This window comes from Campylobacter showae CSUNSWCD, from assembly GCF_000313615.1.
Lineage (GTDB): Bacteria > Campylobacterota > Campylobacteria > Campylobacterales > Campylobacteraceae > Campylobacter_A > Campylobacter_A showae_A.
The window spans coordinates 209,556-224,737 of record NZ_AMZQ01000005.1; the positions used below are offsets into that span (position 1 = coordinate 209,556).

Consider the following 15,182-nt stretch of genomic DNA (forward strand, 5'->3'; position numbering starts at 1 on the left):
AAAAAATAGTAAGAAAAAAATGGAGCGGGAAACGAGATTCGAACTCGCGACCCCAACCTTGGCAAGGTTGTGCTCTACCCCTGAGCTATTCCCGCACCGTTTAAGAAGTCGCAATTTTAGCAAAAACGTTTTCATTTGTCAAGAAAATTTCAAAATTTTTACGATTTCGCCCGCTTTTAGCTCGCCGAGGCTTTCGTTTGTTACCAAAACGGCGTTACTTTTGATAAGCGGAGTTATCATGCCAGATCCGAATTTATTATTATCCGTTACGCTAAATTTGCCTTCGCAAAAGCTGCCCAGCACGATATTTTGGCGTCCAGATTTTATTTTTACGTCTTGATTTAAAACGGCGTCGAGTTTTTCAAGCTGTGCGCCCTTTAAAAAAGGAACTACTAGCAAAAAGCACATCAAAAACGCCGCCATCGGATTTCCGGGCAGGATAAAAACTATTTTTTTACCTTTTATAAAGGCCTTGCTAGGTCGCCCAGGGCGGATATTTACGCCGTCAAAAAGCTCGCTAAAGCCTAAATTTAAAAGCGCCGTTTTCATAAAATCAGCCTCGCCCTTACTTGCTCCGCCGCTTGTTATGATGACGTCAAATTCGGCCGTTTCAAGCGCTCGAGTAGTGCTTTCTAAGTCGTCTTTTATGATGCCAGCATACGAGCTGGCAAAGCCGAAGCTTTGAAGCAGTGACGAGATGCCTGCACCGTTTGCATTATAAATTTGCTCCTCGCTCGCGTTTTGCCACGGCTCGACCACTTCGTCGCCGCTTGAAAATATACCGATCTTTAGCTCGCGCTCTACGCAGACGCAGTAAATGCCCTGGGCGGCTAGCATCATCACCCTTGCAGGCGTTAAAATTTCGCCTTTTTTTAGCAAAATTTCACCGGCTTTGACCTCTTCGCCTTTGTATCTTAGGGCGTTAAATTTTTTGACTTTACTTTGCGGCGAGAGCTTGCCGTCTAGCAAAACCGCATCTTCAAAAGGCACGACCGTGTCGGCATTTGTCGGCATTTTTGCGCCTGTCATTATCTTTACGCATTTGCCTTTTTTTAGTGAGATTTCGGCTTCATCGCCAGCTAGCACGGTCGCTGCGATACTCAAAGGCTCGTCAAAATCATCAAATTTGAGCGCGTATCCGTCCATCGCGGCATTGTCGAAAGAGGGCAAATTTTTAACCGCGACTGCATCCTGGGCTAAGACTTTACCCGTAGCGCGCTCAAGACTTATAAACTCGCCGCAACCGTCAAATTTAGCTTTTTCTAGGATCAAATTTTGAGCAAGCTCTAGCGTCATTTTACTCCTCCAGCCTGCGTATTTTTGCGCCCAAAGCCGCTAGTTTGCGCTCTAGTCCCTCGTATCCTCTATCTAGATGATAAATTCTATGCACGCGGCTAGTTCCGTTTGCGGCAAGAGCGGCTAGCACTAGAGCAGAGCTTGCGCGCAGATCGGTAGCCATCACGTCTGCGGCGTTTATCTCGCCTCCGCCGTAGATCGTCGCGATATGGCCGTTTAGGCGGATGTCCGCACCCATACGCGTGAGCTCGCTAACGTGCATAAATCGGTTCTCAAAAAGCCTCTCGTCGATCGTGCTAACGCCGTTTGCTGCGAGCGAGAGCGCCATAAACTGCGCCTGCATATCGGTCGGAAAGCCCGGAAACTCCGTCGTAACGATCTCGACGGGATTTATGTTTTTAGCCGGCACTATCGTGATTTTATCGCCGTCCACGACGGTTTCAAAGCCCATTTGGTTAAATTTAGTAAGCACGGCTCGTAGATGCGCGGCGTTGGCGTTTGTGATAGTAACCTGCGAGTTCGTGATCGCCCCGGCGCAAAGATACGTGCCCGCCTCGATCCTATCGGGGATGACCGTTATCTCGCCCACATCCAGCAAGCGCCTATCCGTACCCTCGATCACTAGCTCGTCCGTGCCTATCCCCTCGATCTTCACACCACCAGCTGCCAAAACCTCGCAAAGCTGCACCACTTCGGGCTCTTTAGCGACGTTGATTAGATGCGTCGTACCGTGAGCGAGCGCGGCGGCCATTATGATGTTTTCGCTGCCCGTTACCGTGATCTTGTCAAACACGATCTGCGCGCCTTTTAATCCGTCAGGTGCGGTAGCGACGACGTAGCCTTGTTTTATCTCGATATTTGCGCCCATTTTTTCAAGCGCGCTTAGGTGTAGATCGATCGGTCTTTGTCCGATCGCGCAGCCGCCCGGCAGGCTCACCTCGCAGTGGCCAAACCTAGCTAGCAGCGGACCAAGAACGAGGATAGAGGCGCGCATTTTACGCACGATGTCGTAGTTGGCCTTTGTGGAGCTAACGTAATTTGAGTTGATTTTTAGCGTGTGATCGTCCGTAAATTTGCACTTTGCGCCCAAATTTACCAGCAGCGTCGCCAATGTTTTTATATCCGCGACGTTTGGCATATTTTTTAGCGTCACGTCGTTTTTTATGATTAGAGCTGCGGCTATCAGGGGCAGGGCGGCGTTTTTCGCACCGCTTATGGCAACCTCGCCGCCTAGTTTTGCGTTTCCTTCGATTTCTAGATAATACATATTCTTAAATCCTTAAATAAAACCCAAAGTATAGTAAAATTTAGCTTATAAATTTAAATTTATGCCGATATTTACCGATTTATTTATATAATCTTGCTTTTAGGCGGCCAGTTTCCGGCACTCAAATTTACCGCAAAACGTCGTCTTAAATATAAAATAGGATAATTTAAATGAAATTTACCATTTTTTTACGGCTTGCGCCGATTGCGGCTTTGATTTTTAGCGGATGCGCGAACAGTACTCCCAAAATTTACCCGATCGATCAAAGCGGACAGATCTTAAATGCGAGATTTTTAAACTCGCAACAAGACGTCTTTAACGATCTAGGCGGTATCGCGCTTTCAAATTTTATGCAAGGTTTTTTAGGCAAAAAAGACGGCGGAGACTGCTCTGGTTTCGTCTCGCTCGTAAACAAAAACATAAATAACGTTTACTTTTCCGAGACGAATTTACTCAAATTTTACGGCGAACAAGGATCAAAATCGCAAGCCATTTATAATTTTTATAAAAAGCGAAATTTGATCTCGCAAACAAGTCCGAAGCTCGGAGATTTGGTGTTTTTTAACAACACCACGAGCCAAACCAAAGGCAAAAATAAACAAATCATAACGCACCTTGGCATCATAGACCGCATAGAAGATGACGGAACTATAAGATTTATGCATAATACTAGAGGCAAAAACAAAAGCGGATTTATAAATCTATTTCAAAAAAATAGCCACAAAATAGGCGGCAAAGAGGTAAACTCCTACATCGTAGCGTGCAAGGGCGGCGACGCTACATGTCTAACGTCAAACAGATTCGCCGGCTTTGGCAAGGTTAGTTTTTAGCTAAATTTATGTCTAAATTTTATATGATAAAGCCTTTTAAAAGGAGCCGTTTTTGAAAGCCACGATATCGCTCATCGCGCTAAATTGTCTAATATTTTTTGCCGTTTACTGCGGCATTTGCGGCACTAACGCGACGCTTGGGCTAAATATGTTTTTTGTAGACGGGCTTTACGTTTGGCAGCCCGCGACCTCGATGTTTATGCATGCAAATTTGGCCCATCTGCTGATGAATATGGCGGTTTTGTATCAGTTTGGATCGCTTCTTGAGCGGTACTATGGCAGCGAAAAATTTGCCGTTATTTACTGCATCGGAGGCGTTTTAACCTCTCTACTTAGTTTTGTTTATATTTATGTTATGTTTAAAACTAACGGAACTTTTATAAATTTAGTCGGAGCTAGCGGCGCGATCAGTCTGCTACTGGGCGTTTTGGCGTTTTTGGACGCCAGTAGCCGAAAAGGGCTAATAATCGCGATCTTACTAATAAGCTTCGCGCCAGTGGCTATGGGCGTAAACGTCGCCTGGTACGCGCACATAATCGGCTTTGCGCTAGGATATTTCGGTGTAAAATTTAAGGTGATAAAATGAGATTTTTCGATCAAATTTGGGAAATTTTAGAGTGCGGCGACAAGGAGCTTAAATTTGATAAATTTAAACGATTTTACGCCGAATACAAGGCTGGCAAATTTGACGCGCAGATAGAAGAGGGCGGTAAATTTGACGAAATAAAACCGCTTCGACGCCCGAGTTATGCGGAATTTTGCGAGGTCGTAGCCATGAGAGAAATCGGCAGTAAAAAGCAAGCCGACAAACAAAAGGCTTTCCTCCACTCGATCGCTCACATCGAATACAGCGCCGTAGATATCGCGCTAGATGCGGCGTATCGCTTCCGCATGCTGCCAAAAGCCTACTATGACGACTGGCTAGAGGTCGCAGAGGATGAGATTAGGCACTTTAAGATGATCGAGGAACACATGGCTAAATTTGGCGTGAAATACGGCGGATTTGCCGTTCACGACGGGCTTTTTATCGCTCTGCAAAACACCTCCGCATCGCTGCTTGAGCGTATGGCTGTGCTGCCTAGATATATGGAGGCAAACGGCCTTGACGCAAATGCATTTATGCTAAAAAAACTAGAAACCGAGCGCGAAAAATATGAAGACAAGGCGCGGCTTTGCGAAATTTTGCAAGTCATCCTAGACGAGGAAATCTCGCACGTCTCAAAGGGCGATCGGTGGTTTAAATTTGCTTGCGAAAAAGAAGGCGTAAGCCCCGAAATCTACGCGCAAATCGTGCAAAAAATCTATCCCAAAGCCTTTTTGCAGTCTCGCGAACTAAACGTGAGCGCGCGCCTAAAATCAGGCTTTAGCGAGGCGGAAATCGAGCACATAAAAAATATAGCGAAAGCCGGAAAGGCGGAATAAAATGAAAAAAATATACTTTATCAGGCACGCAAAAGCCGTAGATGAGGGTGAGGGTAACGACTTTGAGCGCGATCTAAGCGAGCGAGGCAAAAAGGATCTGGCGCTGATGTGCGAACGACTAAAAAAGCACGAGGTGAAGGCGGACGCGATATTTTCAAGCCCCGCCAAACGCTGCGCCAAAACAGCTCAAAAGCTAGCCGAAGCAGTCAAATTTAAGAAGAAAATCAAATTTAAAGAGGAGTTATACGGAGCGCAGACGCATGATCTTTTAACCTTCGTAAGAGAGTTTGACGACAAATTTCAAAGCGTATTTGTCATAGCTCACAACGACGCTATAACTGAAATTTGCGAGCTTTTGAGCGATGCTGCGATCGGAAATATCCCTACATGCGGCATCTTTTGCGTCGAATTTGACGACAGCTTCAAAGATTTAAAAGAACACGGCGCAAAAGCTCTGTTTTTTGACTATCCTAAAAAGCATAAAAAGTAGGGCTGTTTACAAGTTCTACTTTGATCCTTGCATGTTTTATCAATCCAATTTACTTCATAAAAATTGCTTCAAAAACACACAATAGAGTGCAAAATATTTAGCAAAATAAGCATAAAAATTATCCGTTAAATTTAGCATGAAATTTGATGGATAAATTGTTTTAACTCAAAAGGTAAAACGCTAAAAAAGACCGTGTTTTCAGTATTTGCTAAAGATACTGAGGCAAGACAAAAGAGATATAAATATTTATTTGAAAATTATAGTTTTCAATACAAAATAGCAAAAATAGTCTGCATTTTACTTTTTGACCTATTATTGTAAGCATTAAACTATGTATCATAAAAATTGAGTAGTTTTTGTATTTTTTATCCAAGAATAAGAATTAAATGATTGTTTTTAGTAAGCCGCAAAAAAATTTAAAAGACAAAGTAATAATTTACTCAAGATCTAACGATTTAAATTTTATCTCTAAAAGTTTTTGCTTATATAATTTATATGCAAAACTACTTAAAACAAGAAAATATAATCAAAAAGAAAAGCATGTTTTCGGGCAACATTTCAGAGGACGCTTTTGCACGGCTTTTTACTGCCAAAGGTGCTATTCCAAGTTTCTAAAAACTGATTCATAAATATATCGATTTCCACATAGCTATTCGGATAGCGCTTAGCCATAGCGTAGTTTTGCGCGCTGTGTAGAATCTTTCCATCTTGCAGGCCTTTTATTGAGTCGCATTTGTAGGTTTTTTTCTTGCCAGCCTCCCATTCGCTTGTGGTCTTTCGAAGCAGTTTCGAAACATCATAGCCGATGACTTGCTCTATTTTTTGACGCAAATGCCACTCGCCCGTATTTTGCTTAAACAAATACTCGGGTGACAAAACTTCGACAGATACGGCCTTGCGCGACAAGTGCCGTTTTAAAAAAGCCGAAACTTTAAAAAAATGCGCAGGCAAACAAAAAACCATGGCGTGGATGTGCGGCATCCCGCCGCAGTGAGCCTCGAATACGTATAAAACAAAGATCGGATATCGTTTTAGCTCTTTCTCAATGAGCGTTTTCAGATACTTTTCGAGAGCTCGCGCGGCTTCGACTGCACTCATACGGCCGCAAGTGCCACGCTTTTTTATGCCCGAATTGTCAAGGGTTACGGCGATACCGAGGGCAGTAAAGCCGATTTTTTCGAGAGTTTTTGAAACGTCTGTAGTTCGCAGGCGTATTTCTCGACCTATTGACGAGCGAGTAAGAAGCTCATCGCTAATCACCTCACCGTCATCGAGTGAGAGAAATTTTCTATTTTCTAGCATACTGACCGCCCTAAAAATAGAATATTTTTTAGCAAAACTTCCCGAGATGTTTTATGTGCTGATAAGGTTATATTAGCTAATATTTCAGAGGTCGAAAGGTGAATGCTTTTACAAGTTTCAACTAATTCGGCCCCGCTTTTTTACTCATAACGCCAACCCCAAAGATTTTAAGTAGTTAAACCACCACGTTATAACTTTTCTAGTCATAGCGATATTCGTTGATTTATTGTAAACCCCTGCTACGCCGTGGATAGCGTGAAAAAGCGTGCGTTCGACCTCGTAAGGTATAAGCCCGTTTTGAGGCATATTTTCATGGCAAAATGTAGAGGCTATTTTCCTGAAGCTATGAAATACAAGGCAAACATTATCCCCTAACTTTTCAGAACAATAGTCGCCTAGCACATTTGAGAGAGTCCTGTCGCTTAAAGGCTCGCCTTTTGTATTTCCAAAAAATAATTGACTTCCTTTAAGATTAAAACTCAATAGCCATTCGCCAACCTCCCGCGGAAGTCCTAGATATTCATCGCCATTTTTTTTGGTTTTGTTTTCATCTTTTGGAAAATATAAGTAAAATTCGCCGTTTTCATCAATTTTTAGATGATTTGCGAACATCTTTCGGACGTTTCCGGCACGAAGCCCTGTAGCCAAGCCCATTATTAGAGCTTTTTTATAGAGGATATAGGACTGCGATAATTTAAAACATACGAAATTAAACTCTCAAGATCGGCTTGGTTGCTAATCCAAGCATAACCTTCGCTAGGCGGGCAATCGTAGCTTTCTTTTGAGAGAATGCCGTCAAAAATATCTTTTTTTAAAATGCCTCGCTTTCTAGCAAAACCCCAAAGCTGATGAACAAACTCGCAATAATCGTCAAGACTAGCGTAGAGTTTTTCGCGAAAAATTTCATCGGCGATATCTTGCAAATGTTTTCTTTCAATTTTTGAAATATCCCTATCGGCAAGCACTCCAAGCCTTTTGCCAAAAATAGTTTTCTTTTTCTTGACGGTTGTTGCAGCAAGCGAGGGGCGAAAGGTTGGATATAACTCGAATACGCTTCGTAAAGTATTTTTGGAAGTTTTAGCAGCACTAGGAACGGCTAGCAAAAACTCATCAAGAGCTTTTAGCGCTTCTTTGTAGATCATATCACCAAAACTCCCCAAAAATTTTACTAATTTTCCATTTTTTGAATAATAGAAATCTTTTCGGTATTTTACATGTGTAGTGTTTTTTTGTGAAGCTTTTTAATTTTTAGACACAAGCCCGTGTCGGTAAGCATTTGGCGTCTTTCTTTTTTATCGCTTGGTAGCTTGTAATCACGAATAGCGTCGTCAGGCGCAACTTTAAAGTTTAGTTGTTGAGTGAGTTTCATTTTCGACCCCGCTTTTAATTTAATTATAAAAACTTTGAGGCCTACTTGCCGGGATTTGCTTAAAAAAACTTCCCAAAAACACTTGGGAAGTAAAGTTGGGAAGTTTTAGGGCGTTAAATTTGATAAATTTCGCGTTTAACGGTTTTCGTTAGTTAAATAAAAGCATAAATTTTGGGGATTTTTATCGGTTTTGTAAGTATCGTGGTGCGCTCGAAGGAATTCGAATCCCTGACCTTTTGAACCGCAATCAAATGCTCTATCCAGCTGAGCTACGAGCGCACTTTAAAAGAAGTGTGAAGTATAGCCAAAGGTTTCTTAAATCTTTCATAAATTTTGACATAGTTGCTAAAATTTTTTATATTTTTGCACCCCCTACTACATCAAATTCGCCGCAAGCCTATAAAATTTCAAATTTGTGCGCCAAATTTGCCGCATTTAATCGTCTATAAAAAATCTTTATGTTATCTTATGCAGCAAATTTAATCAAAAATAAGCGCGCCTGGCTACCGAGCACTAAAATATATAAATAAAGGTAGTACAAGCTAAAAATTTAATAGCAAAAACAGTTAAAGATAACAAAAAGAGCAAATTTAAAGACTGTACGCAAAGATCGTACTCTAAAAAAAGCAAAATTCAAGCATCAGCAAGCAAAAAAGAGTAAAATTCAAAAAACGATAAGAAAGGAAAGCCAAGTGATACATAAAATTTTGATCGCAAACCGCGGAGAGATCGCCGTTCGCGTGATCCGCGCCTGCAAAGACCTACACATTAAAAACGTCGCCATCTACACCAAGCCCGATCAAGACTGCCTGCACGTCAAAATAGCCGACGAAGCCTACCAGATCGGCATCGACCCGATCAAGGGCTACTTAGACGCCAAGCGCATCGTTGAGGTCGCAAAAGCTTGCGGTGCGGACGCCATACACCCGGGCTACGGATTTTTGAGCGAAAACTACGAATTTGCCAAAGAGGTCGAGGACGCGGGGCTGGTTTTCATCGGGCCTACCGCCGACGTCATCCGCAAAATGGGCAACAAAAACATCGCTCGCTATCTGATGAATAAAAACGGCATCCCCATCGTGCCCGGCACCGAAAAGCTAAACAACGAAACGATAGAAAACATCAAGCTCTACGCCGAGCGCATCGGCTACCCCGTCATCCTAAAAGCTAGCGGCGGCGGCGGCGGACGCGGCATACGCGTAGTGTGGAAAGAAGAGGAGCTAGAATCTAGCTTTGAAAGCTGCAAGCGCGAAGCCAAGGCGTTTTTTAACAACGACGAAGTTTTCATGGAAAAATACGTCGTAAATCCGCGCCACATCGAGTTTCAAATTTTAGGCGACAAATACGGCAACATCATTCACCTGTGCGAACGCGACTGCTCGATCCAGCGCCGCCACCAAAAGATCCTCGAGATAGCGCCGAGTCCGACGATGAGCGAAAGCCTACGAAAGAGCATGGGCGTGACCGCAGTCGCCGCGGCAAAGGCTGTAAACTACACCAATGCAGGCACGATCGAGTTTTTACTCGATGATTACAACAACTTTTACTTTATGGAGATGAACACCCGCATCCAGGTCGAGCACGGCGTGACCGAGGAGATCACGGGCGTGGATCTCATCGTGCGTCAAATTCGTATCGCGGCGGGCGAGATCCTAGATATGGAGCAAAGCGACGTCATCACGCAAGGCTTTGCGATCGAGGCGCGTATCACCGCCGAGGACGCATGGCAAAACTTCATCCCAAGCCCTGGCGAGATCAGCGGCTACTACCCTGCTCTAGGCCCTTCCGTTCGTGTCGATAGCCACCTATATAAAGACTATCAGATACCACCGTTTTATGATAGCTTGCTAGCTAAGCTCATCGTACGCGCCCCTAGCTACGATCTAGCCGTAAATAAACTAAAACGCGCGCTAGATGAGTTTACGATCGAAGGCAGCGTCAAAACTACGATCCCGTTTTTGCTCAGCATTAGCAAGGAGCGCGACTTTAGGCGAGGATTTTTCGATACGTCATATGTCGAAAACAAAATGCCTACCCTGCTAGAAAAGATGAAAACCAAAGACAACGAGGACAACGAAGAGGTGATCGCTGCAATCGCAGCAGCGATACAAAGGGTAAAAGACGCTAGAAAATTTAAAGAGGAGCACGCGGATGAATGATTTTTTCGATAGTTTAAAGGATATAAAAAAAGAGCTTCAAAAAGAGCAAAATGCAAATTTGAGTTCAAATTCAGCCGCCAAAAACGCCGCAAAGCAAAATTTAAAACCTGAGCCAAAAACCTTCAGCAAAGAAGAAGCCATCACGCATAAAGAGCAAAATTTGCGTGATGAGTTTCTAGCCTACGTCAAGGACGCGGATATCAAAAAGTGCTAGTAGTGCCGTTTTCCACCATGCCCAGCCCCTGCCCCTACCTCAAGGACAGGGACTCGCGCATGGAGTATCGCTACATAGACGGCTGCGACTTTGCCGTAAACGACGCTCTGGCCAGGCGCGGCTTTAGGCGCTTTGGCAAATATTTCTCCAAGCCAAACTGCGCAGGGTGCCGCGAGTGCATAAATATCAGGGTTGATGCGCTAAATTTTAAATTTAATAAATCCGCCCGCCGCACGATGCGCAAAAACGAAAACACCAAAATCATCCTAACAAAGCCGCTCCTAGACGACGCGCACGTGGCGCTATACAAAAAATACCACAAATTTATGCAAGAAAAGCGCGAGTGGAAGTACTACGAGCTGGACTTTCGCCGCTACTACGAGCTCTATGTCGCCGGGCATGCGGAGTTTGGCAAGGAGATTGCGTATTTTGCAGACGGCCGGCTCATCGGCGTCGATCTAGTCGATATCCTTAGCGACGGTATCTCGGCGGTTTATTGTTATTATGATCCTGATTTTGCAGACCTTAGTATCGGCAGATACTCGCTCTATCAGCAAATTTTACTGGCCAGGCAGCTAAATTTACGCTGGATATATCTAGGCTACTACGTCAAAGACTGCCCTAGCCTAGCCTACAAGGCCGACTACAAGCCCTACGAGCGCCTGTGCGAATACGTCGCGCTAGATGAAACGCCCGTGTGGAAAAAAGCGGAATAAAAAATGCTTTCAAATGCGTTTTATAAAGGCAAAATTTGATAAAAGTAAGTCAAAATCTAGAATCACTAAGCATAGAAACATCAGACGCGGATCTGTTTTTCGAGCTGCAAGCGCTCATAAAGCGAAACTTCGCCAAGACGCTGGGGCAAAAAGGCAAAGTGATGTCGTTTTACGACGAAAACGAGAAGGTTCAGCGCAAATATTTCGTCAAATTTCTAAAAAAACTCTGCCAAAGATACGAGCTAAAAAACGTAAATTTAAACTTCGCCGAGTATAAAACCATCAAACTCCACTACATCCAACCAAACTCGCTAAAAGCCATGGTATTCGTCGACGTCGCATTTGTGCGAAGCGGCGCGATATTTAGCTTTGATCGCTCAAACGAGTCCTTTATCTCGCACATCATCAAGGGCTTTGAGTCAAAGCAAATTTTATCCGCCGAGGGTCAAATCATCCTAAATATCGCAAATTTGGGCGAATGCGCACGCCTAGAGGAGCTGTTTAACAAGAGCGAATATATGAAATTTTCGATCATCTTTAACTATAACGAAGAGGAATTTGAAAAATTTAAAAAACAGATCAAAATCTGCGCCAAGAAAAACGAGGCCAAATTTGCCGCACTTACTAGCCTTTTCGAGGATCATTTTACGGTGCTTGGGTGTGATAAAAACGATAGCTTTGAGGAGGTGCGAAACCGCTATCTCGAGCTCGTCAAAGCCTATCATCCCGACTTTCACGCCGCGCTTAGCCCCGAGCTTTTGGACGAGTGCAAAACGCAGTTTCAGCGCATCCAAAACGCTTACGAGAGTTTGAAGCCATATTTTAAGGAGCTGGAATCGGGAGCGGCGGAATAAGATTTAAATTTAGACTTTAGCATAAAAAATATAATTTAATAACCGTTTAATAGTGCCCTGAAAAATCACGCAAACTATAGCCATAATTAACGCATAAGGGCCTATAAATAACATCAAAATCAAAGAAATAATAAGATTAAAAACGTAAAAGTAACTATCGCCGTTGCTATCGTCGAAAAATATATCTATAGGCGTTAGTTCAATATTTTGATTACAAGGAATAAGCCTTAAACAGCGAAATAACCAAAAAATCGGTATAGCCAAAACCAAACCGAAAAATAAACCGCCCATGATGTTGTCCATGTCGGGGGCGATACCCTCAATCAAATAAGTACTCGCAATGCCTAAAAATAGGACAAAAAGAATAAAAAATATGCGCTTCATATGGATATTTTAAATTTTCGAGACTTAAAAATCAAGAGAAATACGATACGAGCCCCGCCAACCCCCTGGCTTAAATTTAAAATTTACGCTCAAATTTGATGTTACGCGTAAATTTATGATCACGCGGTCAAATTTACTTCCCCGATTGCAGCAGATAGGTCTTTTTGCGCTCGCTGGAGCTGCCGATATTTAGCGCAAGGCGGTATTTTGTTATTGTGCGGCGGACGACCTCGACGTTAAATTCCTTTTTTATAAACTCCAAAATTTTCAGATCGCTAAGCGGCTTGACAGGATTTTCGTTGCGAACGAGATTTGCCACGAAGTCCTTGATGGCCTTGTTTGAGACGTCCTCATCGATCGCGGCGGAGAAAAAGCTCTTTATAGGCACTAGTCCGCGTGAACACTCTAGGTATTTATTTGAGATACCGCGCGAGATAGTTGACGGGTTTCGCCCCAGATCCTCGGCGATGTCCTTTAGGCGCATGGGCTTGATATCGCCGCCAAAAAAGTAATCATACTGATACTCCACTAGCATTAGAGCGATCTTTCGCAGCGTGGCTTTTCGCATGTCAAGCGCGTCTATGAGGTCTTTTGCCTCTTTTACGCGCGAGGCGACGAAGCTCTCTTTTTCGTCCAGTCCCTCGACGTCGATGACGATCTCGGGATAAAAGTCGTCGTTTATGCGTACCTCGATACCGCCCGAGCTCGTGTCGATGACGATATCCGGGATGATCGCCGCAGCCTCGCTCATATACTCGATCGCGGGCGGATTTTTTAGCCTTTTGATGACGGCTAGAGCTTCATTATAGAGCGGGATTTTGCGCATTTGGGAGAGATTTTCGAAATTTAACGCAAGCTTTTTAGCGCTTTCAAAGAGCTTTTCGTCCAAATTTAGCTCCTCAAGCTGAAATAAAAAGCTCTCCTTATAGTCCTTTGCGCCGATGCCCGCGGGCTCGAGGTATGCAAACCGCTTTCGCACCGACTCGATCTCCGCCTCGCTAAATTCGTCAAAGACTTCAGGCTCGTAGTAGCCCTCCTCATTTATGCACTCGATGATTTTCATCGCGATTTTTTGGGATTTTTCGGTCGGAAACAGAGGCTTATCTATCTGCTCGATTAGCTTGTCGTAAAGCCCCGTTTTAGCCATGCTAAAGCTTTCGATATTGTCGGTTACGCTGTTTTTTGATATTTCTTTGAAGAAGTTTTTATCTTTTTTGGATGGCGCGGCGCTTGGTAGCTCGCTTAAATTTCGCTGCTGCACGCTAGCAAACGGATTGTCCGCCAAAAACGGCTCAAGCGTCTCCTTTAGCTCCTCGACACTGCTGCTAAGTATCGGCAGCCACGAGCGCAACGTGTGCGAGAGCTTATTTTTGGGAGCTTGAGTTTGCTTTAGCATTATTCTACAAATTTAAACTCTTCGCCCAGATAGTGGGTGCGCACGAGTTTGTTGTTCGCGACTTCGTTCGCGCTGCCGCTAGCTAGCAGGCTACCGTCCTTGATCACGTAGGCACGGTCGCAGATGGCTAGAGTCTCGCGGACGTTGTGGTCAGTGATGAGCACGCCGATACCAAGCTTCTTTAGATCGCGAACTATGCTTTGTATATCGCTAACGGCGATCGGATCGACGCCGGCAAAGGGCTCATCTAGAAGCAAAAATTTAGGCGTGATAATGAGGCTTCTAGCGATCTCGCAGCGCCTGCGCTCGCCGCCGCTTAGGCTCACGCCCTTTCGCAGGCGTATCGGCTCGATGTTTAGCAAATTTAGCATTTCATTTACTTTTTTCTCGCGGACGGCCTCGTCTTTATATAGGATCTCGGCGCCGAGCAGTAAATTTTCCTCGACGGAGAGGTCTTTAAATATGCTTGATTCTTGCGGCAGATAGCCGATACCCATATGCGCGCGCTTATGCAGCGGCACCTTCGTCACGTCTGCGCCGTCTAAAAAGACGCTGCCACTAGTTGGCGAGATGAGACCGCAGATCATATAAAACGTCGTCGTTTTACCCGCGCCGTTTGGGCCTAGCAGCCCTACTACCTCGCCGCTTTTGACCTCCAGCGAGATACCTTTTATGATGTTTGTTTTTTTGATCGTTTTTTGTAAATCTTTAACTTCTAATTTATGCACAGTAAACCTCGTATTTTCGACCTTTTTGGCTAGGCGAGATGACTACCTTGACGCATTTTTCGCCCAAATTTGCCAGTGCCTTTTCCAGTCGCTCGTCGCCCCACTCCACTAGGTGAAGCCCATCTTCTAGCAAATTTTCAAAAAGTCCGTTTTGCAAAATCGCGTCAAGTCCGTTTTGATAGATATCGTAGTGATAAATTTTATCCCCGTAGCTTTGCATAACCGAAAACGTGGGCGAAGTAACCTCCGCATCGATGCCGCGAGCTTTTACGATGGCTTTTACTAACGTCGTTTTGCCGCTAGCCAAATTTCCCTGCAAGATAACGACACCGCTTTGGGGTAAAATTTTTACCACCTCGCTAAGCTCGCCAAGTCCCAAATTTAGCTCTATCATAGCTCTTTTACGTATAGCGCTTGGGCTGATTTTGGGATACTTTTGGTCTCTGGGATCGCTAGCACCTCGTAGCGCGCCTCTTTGGCTAGAAATTTGATCGTTATCACGTCGCCGATTTTAACCTCTTTGGCCGGTTTAGCAACGACGCTGTTTACGCTCACGACGCCGCTTTTACACATGTCTTCGCTAACTGCACGCCTTTTTGTTATATTTACGGTATTTAAAAACTTATCTACTCTCATGGTGGCGATTTTAGCCAAATTTGGCTTAAATTTTTAATTCCTCGTCATCGCATATTAAATTTAATGTAAATTTGGCGTTTAGCGCACGCGATTTTAGCGGAGATATTTATAACAAATTA

The 15,182-nt window shown here is 44.1% G+C and carries 17 protein-coding genes and 2 tRNA genes; 8 read left to right on the forward strand and 11 right to left on the reverse strand.

Translation table 11 applies throughout. The features are described 5' to 3' along the window. Positions 1–20: 20 nt before the first annotated feature. The 3 genes from CSUNSWCD_RS04375 to murA all read right to left on the reverse strand — a co-directional run bounded on the left by CSUNSWCD_RS04375 (position 21) and on the right by murA (position 2,563). A tRNA-Gly gene (locus CSUNSWCD_RS04375) sits at positions 21–95 on the reverse strand. Between the two features lie 43 nt (positions 96–138). Then, positions 139–1,296: a molybdopterin molybdotransferase MoeA gene (locus CSUNSWCD_RS04380; RefSeq protein WP_009494453.1), complete on the reverse strand. Its 1,158-nt coding sequence runs from the start codon at positions 1,294–1,296 to the stop codon at positions 139–141. 1 nt (position 1,297) lies between these two features. After that, on the reverse strand, positions 1,298–2,563 hold the full coding sequence (gene murA, locus CSUNSWCD_RS04385) for a UDP-N-acetylglucosamine 1-carboxyvinyltransferase (protein ID WP_009494454.1): 1,266 nt from the start codon (positions 2,561–2,563) through the stop codon (positions 1,298–1,300). Positions 2,564–2,733: 170 nt separating this feature from the next. On the opposite strand from murA, the gene CSUNSWCD_RS04390 reads away from it, so the two are divergent. Genes CSUNSWCD_RS04390 through CSUNSWCD_RS04405 form a run of 4 tightly spaced genes read left to right on the forward strand, consistent with a single transcriptional unit; the run spans position 2,734 to position 5,305 of the window. Further along, positions 2,734–3,393 carry an NlpC/P60 family protein gene (locus CSUNSWCD_RS04390; protein WP_009494455.1) on the forward strand — a complete coding sequence of 220 codons (660 nt, stop codon included), beginning with the start codon at positions 2,734–2,736 and terminating at the stop codon, positions 3,391–3,393. A gap of 52 nt (positions 3,394–3,445) precedes the next feature. Continuing rightward, positions 3,446–3,979: a rhomboid family intramembrane serine protease gene (locus tag CSUNSWCD_RS04395; protein ID WP_009494456.1), complete on the forward strand. Its 534-nt coding sequence runs from the start codon at positions 3,446–3,448 to the stop codon at positions 3,977–3,979. Beyond that, positions 3,976–4,815, forward strand: a complete 840-nt coding sequence (locus tag CSUNSWCD_RS04400) for a ferritin-like domain-containing protein (RefSeq protein ID WP_009494457.1) — start codon at positions 3,976–3,978, stop codon at positions 4,813–4,815. Before CSUNSWCD_RS04395 ends, CSUNSWCD_RS04400 begins: the two co-directional genes overlap by 4 nt. 1 nt (position 4,816) lies before the next feature. Then, positions 4,817–5,305 (forward strand): SixA phosphatase family protein, encoded by a 489-nt coding sequence (locus tag CSUNSWCD_RS04405; RefSeq protein ID WP_009494458.1) that lies wholly within the window; start codon positions 4,817–4,819, stop codon positions 5,303–5,305. A 558-nt stretch (positions 5,306–5,863) separates the two neighbouring features. On the opposite strand, the gene CSUNSWCD_RS04410 is transcribed toward CSUNSWCD_RS04405, so the two are convergent. The 4 genes from CSUNSWCD_RS04410 to CSUNSWCD_RS04425 all read right to left on the reverse strand — a co-directional run bounded on the left by CSUNSWCD_RS04410 (position 5,864) and on the right by CSUNSWCD_RS04425 (position 8,255). After that, the gene (locus CSUNSWCD_RS04410; protein WP_009494460.1) at positions 5,864–6,607 is read right to left on the reverse strand and encodes a hypothetical protein; all 744 of its coding nucleotides are present in this window, start codon (positions 6,605–6,607) and stop codon (positions 5,864–5,866) included. 144 nt (positions 6,608–6,751) lie between these two features. Beyond that, positions 6,752–7,261, reverse strand: coding sequence for a tyrosine-type recombinase/integrase (locus tag CSUNSWCD_RS04415; protein WP_034964325.1), 510 nt, complete (start codon positions 7,259–7,261; stop codon positions 6,752–6,754). A gap of 2 nt (positions 7,262–7,263) precedes the next feature. Next, positions 7,264–7,749, reverse strand: coding sequence for a hypothetical protein (locus tag CSUNSWCD_RS04420; protein WP_009494462.1), 486 nt, complete (start codon positions 7,747–7,749; stop codon positions 7,264–7,266). Between the two features lie 429 nt (positions 7,750–8,178). Then, a tRNA-Arg gene (locus CSUNSWCD_RS04425) sits at positions 8,179–8,255 on the reverse strand. A gap of 413 nt (positions 8,256–8,668) precedes the next feature. Between CSUNSWCD_RS04425 and CSUNSWCD_RS04430 the strand changes: the two genes are divergently transcribed. Genes CSUNSWCD_RS04430 through CSUNSWCD_RS04445 form a run of 4 tightly spaced genes read left to right on the forward strand, consistent with a single transcriptional unit; the run spans position 8,669 to position 11,919 of the window. Then, the gene (locus CSUNSWCD_RS04430) at positions 8,669–10,135 is read left to right on the forward strand and encodes an acetyl-CoA carboxylase subunit A (RefSeq protein ID WP_009494466.1); all 1,467 of its coding nucleotides are present in this window, start codon (positions 8,669–8,671) and stop codon (positions 10,133–10,135) included. After that, a complete protein-coding gene (locus CSUNSWCD_RS04435) occupies positions 10,128–10,349 on the forward strand; it encodes a hypothetical protein (RefSeq protein WP_009494467.1) in 222 nt (73 codons plus the stop codon). The genes CSUNSWCD_RS04430 and CSUNSWCD_RS04435 overlap by 8 nt, the downstream gene beginning before the upstream one ends. Then, positions 10,343–11,065, forward strand: coding sequence for an arginyltransferase (locus tag CSUNSWCD_RS04440; protein ID WP_241091505.1), 723 nt, complete (start codon positions 10,343–10,345; stop codon positions 11,063–11,065). The genes CSUNSWCD_RS04435 and CSUNSWCD_RS04440 overlap by 7 nt, the downstream gene beginning before the upstream one ends. 35 nt (positions 11,066–11,100) lie before the next feature. Then, positions 11,101–11,919: an adenylosuccinate lyase gene (locus tag CSUNSWCD_RS04445; protein ID WP_009494469.1), complete on the forward strand. Its 819-nt coding sequence runs from the start codon at positions 11,101–11,103 to the stop codon at positions 11,917–11,919. 517 nt (positions 11,920–12,436) lie between these two features. On the opposite strand, the gene CSUNSWCD_RS04455 is transcribed toward CSUNSWCD_RS04445, so the two are convergent. The 4 genes from CSUNSWCD_RS04455 to CSUNSWCD_RS04470 are packed head-to-tail and all read right to left on the reverse strand — an operon-like array spanning position 12,437 to position 15,063. Further along, positions 12,437–13,699: an RNA polymerase factor sigma-54 gene (locus tag CSUNSWCD_RS04455; protein ID WP_009494471.1), complete on the reverse strand. Its 1,263-nt coding sequence runs from the start codon at positions 13,697–13,699 to the stop codon at positions 12,437–12,439. Then, complete coding sequence (gene lptB, locus CSUNSWCD_RS04460) at positions 13,699–14,427, reverse strand: LPS export ABC transporter ATP-binding protein (protein WP_002945224.1); 729 nt, start codon at positions 14,425–14,427, stop codon at positions 13,699–13,701. Before lptB ends, CSUNSWCD_RS04455 begins: the two co-directional genes overlap by 1 nt. After that, on the reverse strand, positions 14,420–14,821 hold the full coding sequence (tsaE, locus tag CSUNSWCD_RS04465) for a tRNA (adenosine(37)-N6)-threonylcarbamoyltransferase complex ATPase subunit type 1 TsaE (protein ID WP_009494472.1): 402 nt from the start codon (positions 14,819–14,821) through the stop codon (positions 14,420–14,422). Before tsaE ends, lptB begins: the two co-directional genes overlap by 8 nt. Next, the gene (locus tag CSUNSWCD_RS04470; RefSeq protein WP_034964362.1) at positions 14,818–15,063 is read right to left on the reverse strand and encodes a S4 domain-containing protein; all 246 of its coding nucleotides are present in this window, start codon (positions 15,061–15,063) and stop codon (positions 14,818–14,820) included. The genes tsaE and CSUNSWCD_RS04470 overlap by 4 nt, the downstream gene beginning before the upstream one ends. Positions 15,064–15,182: the final 119 nt, after the last annotated feature.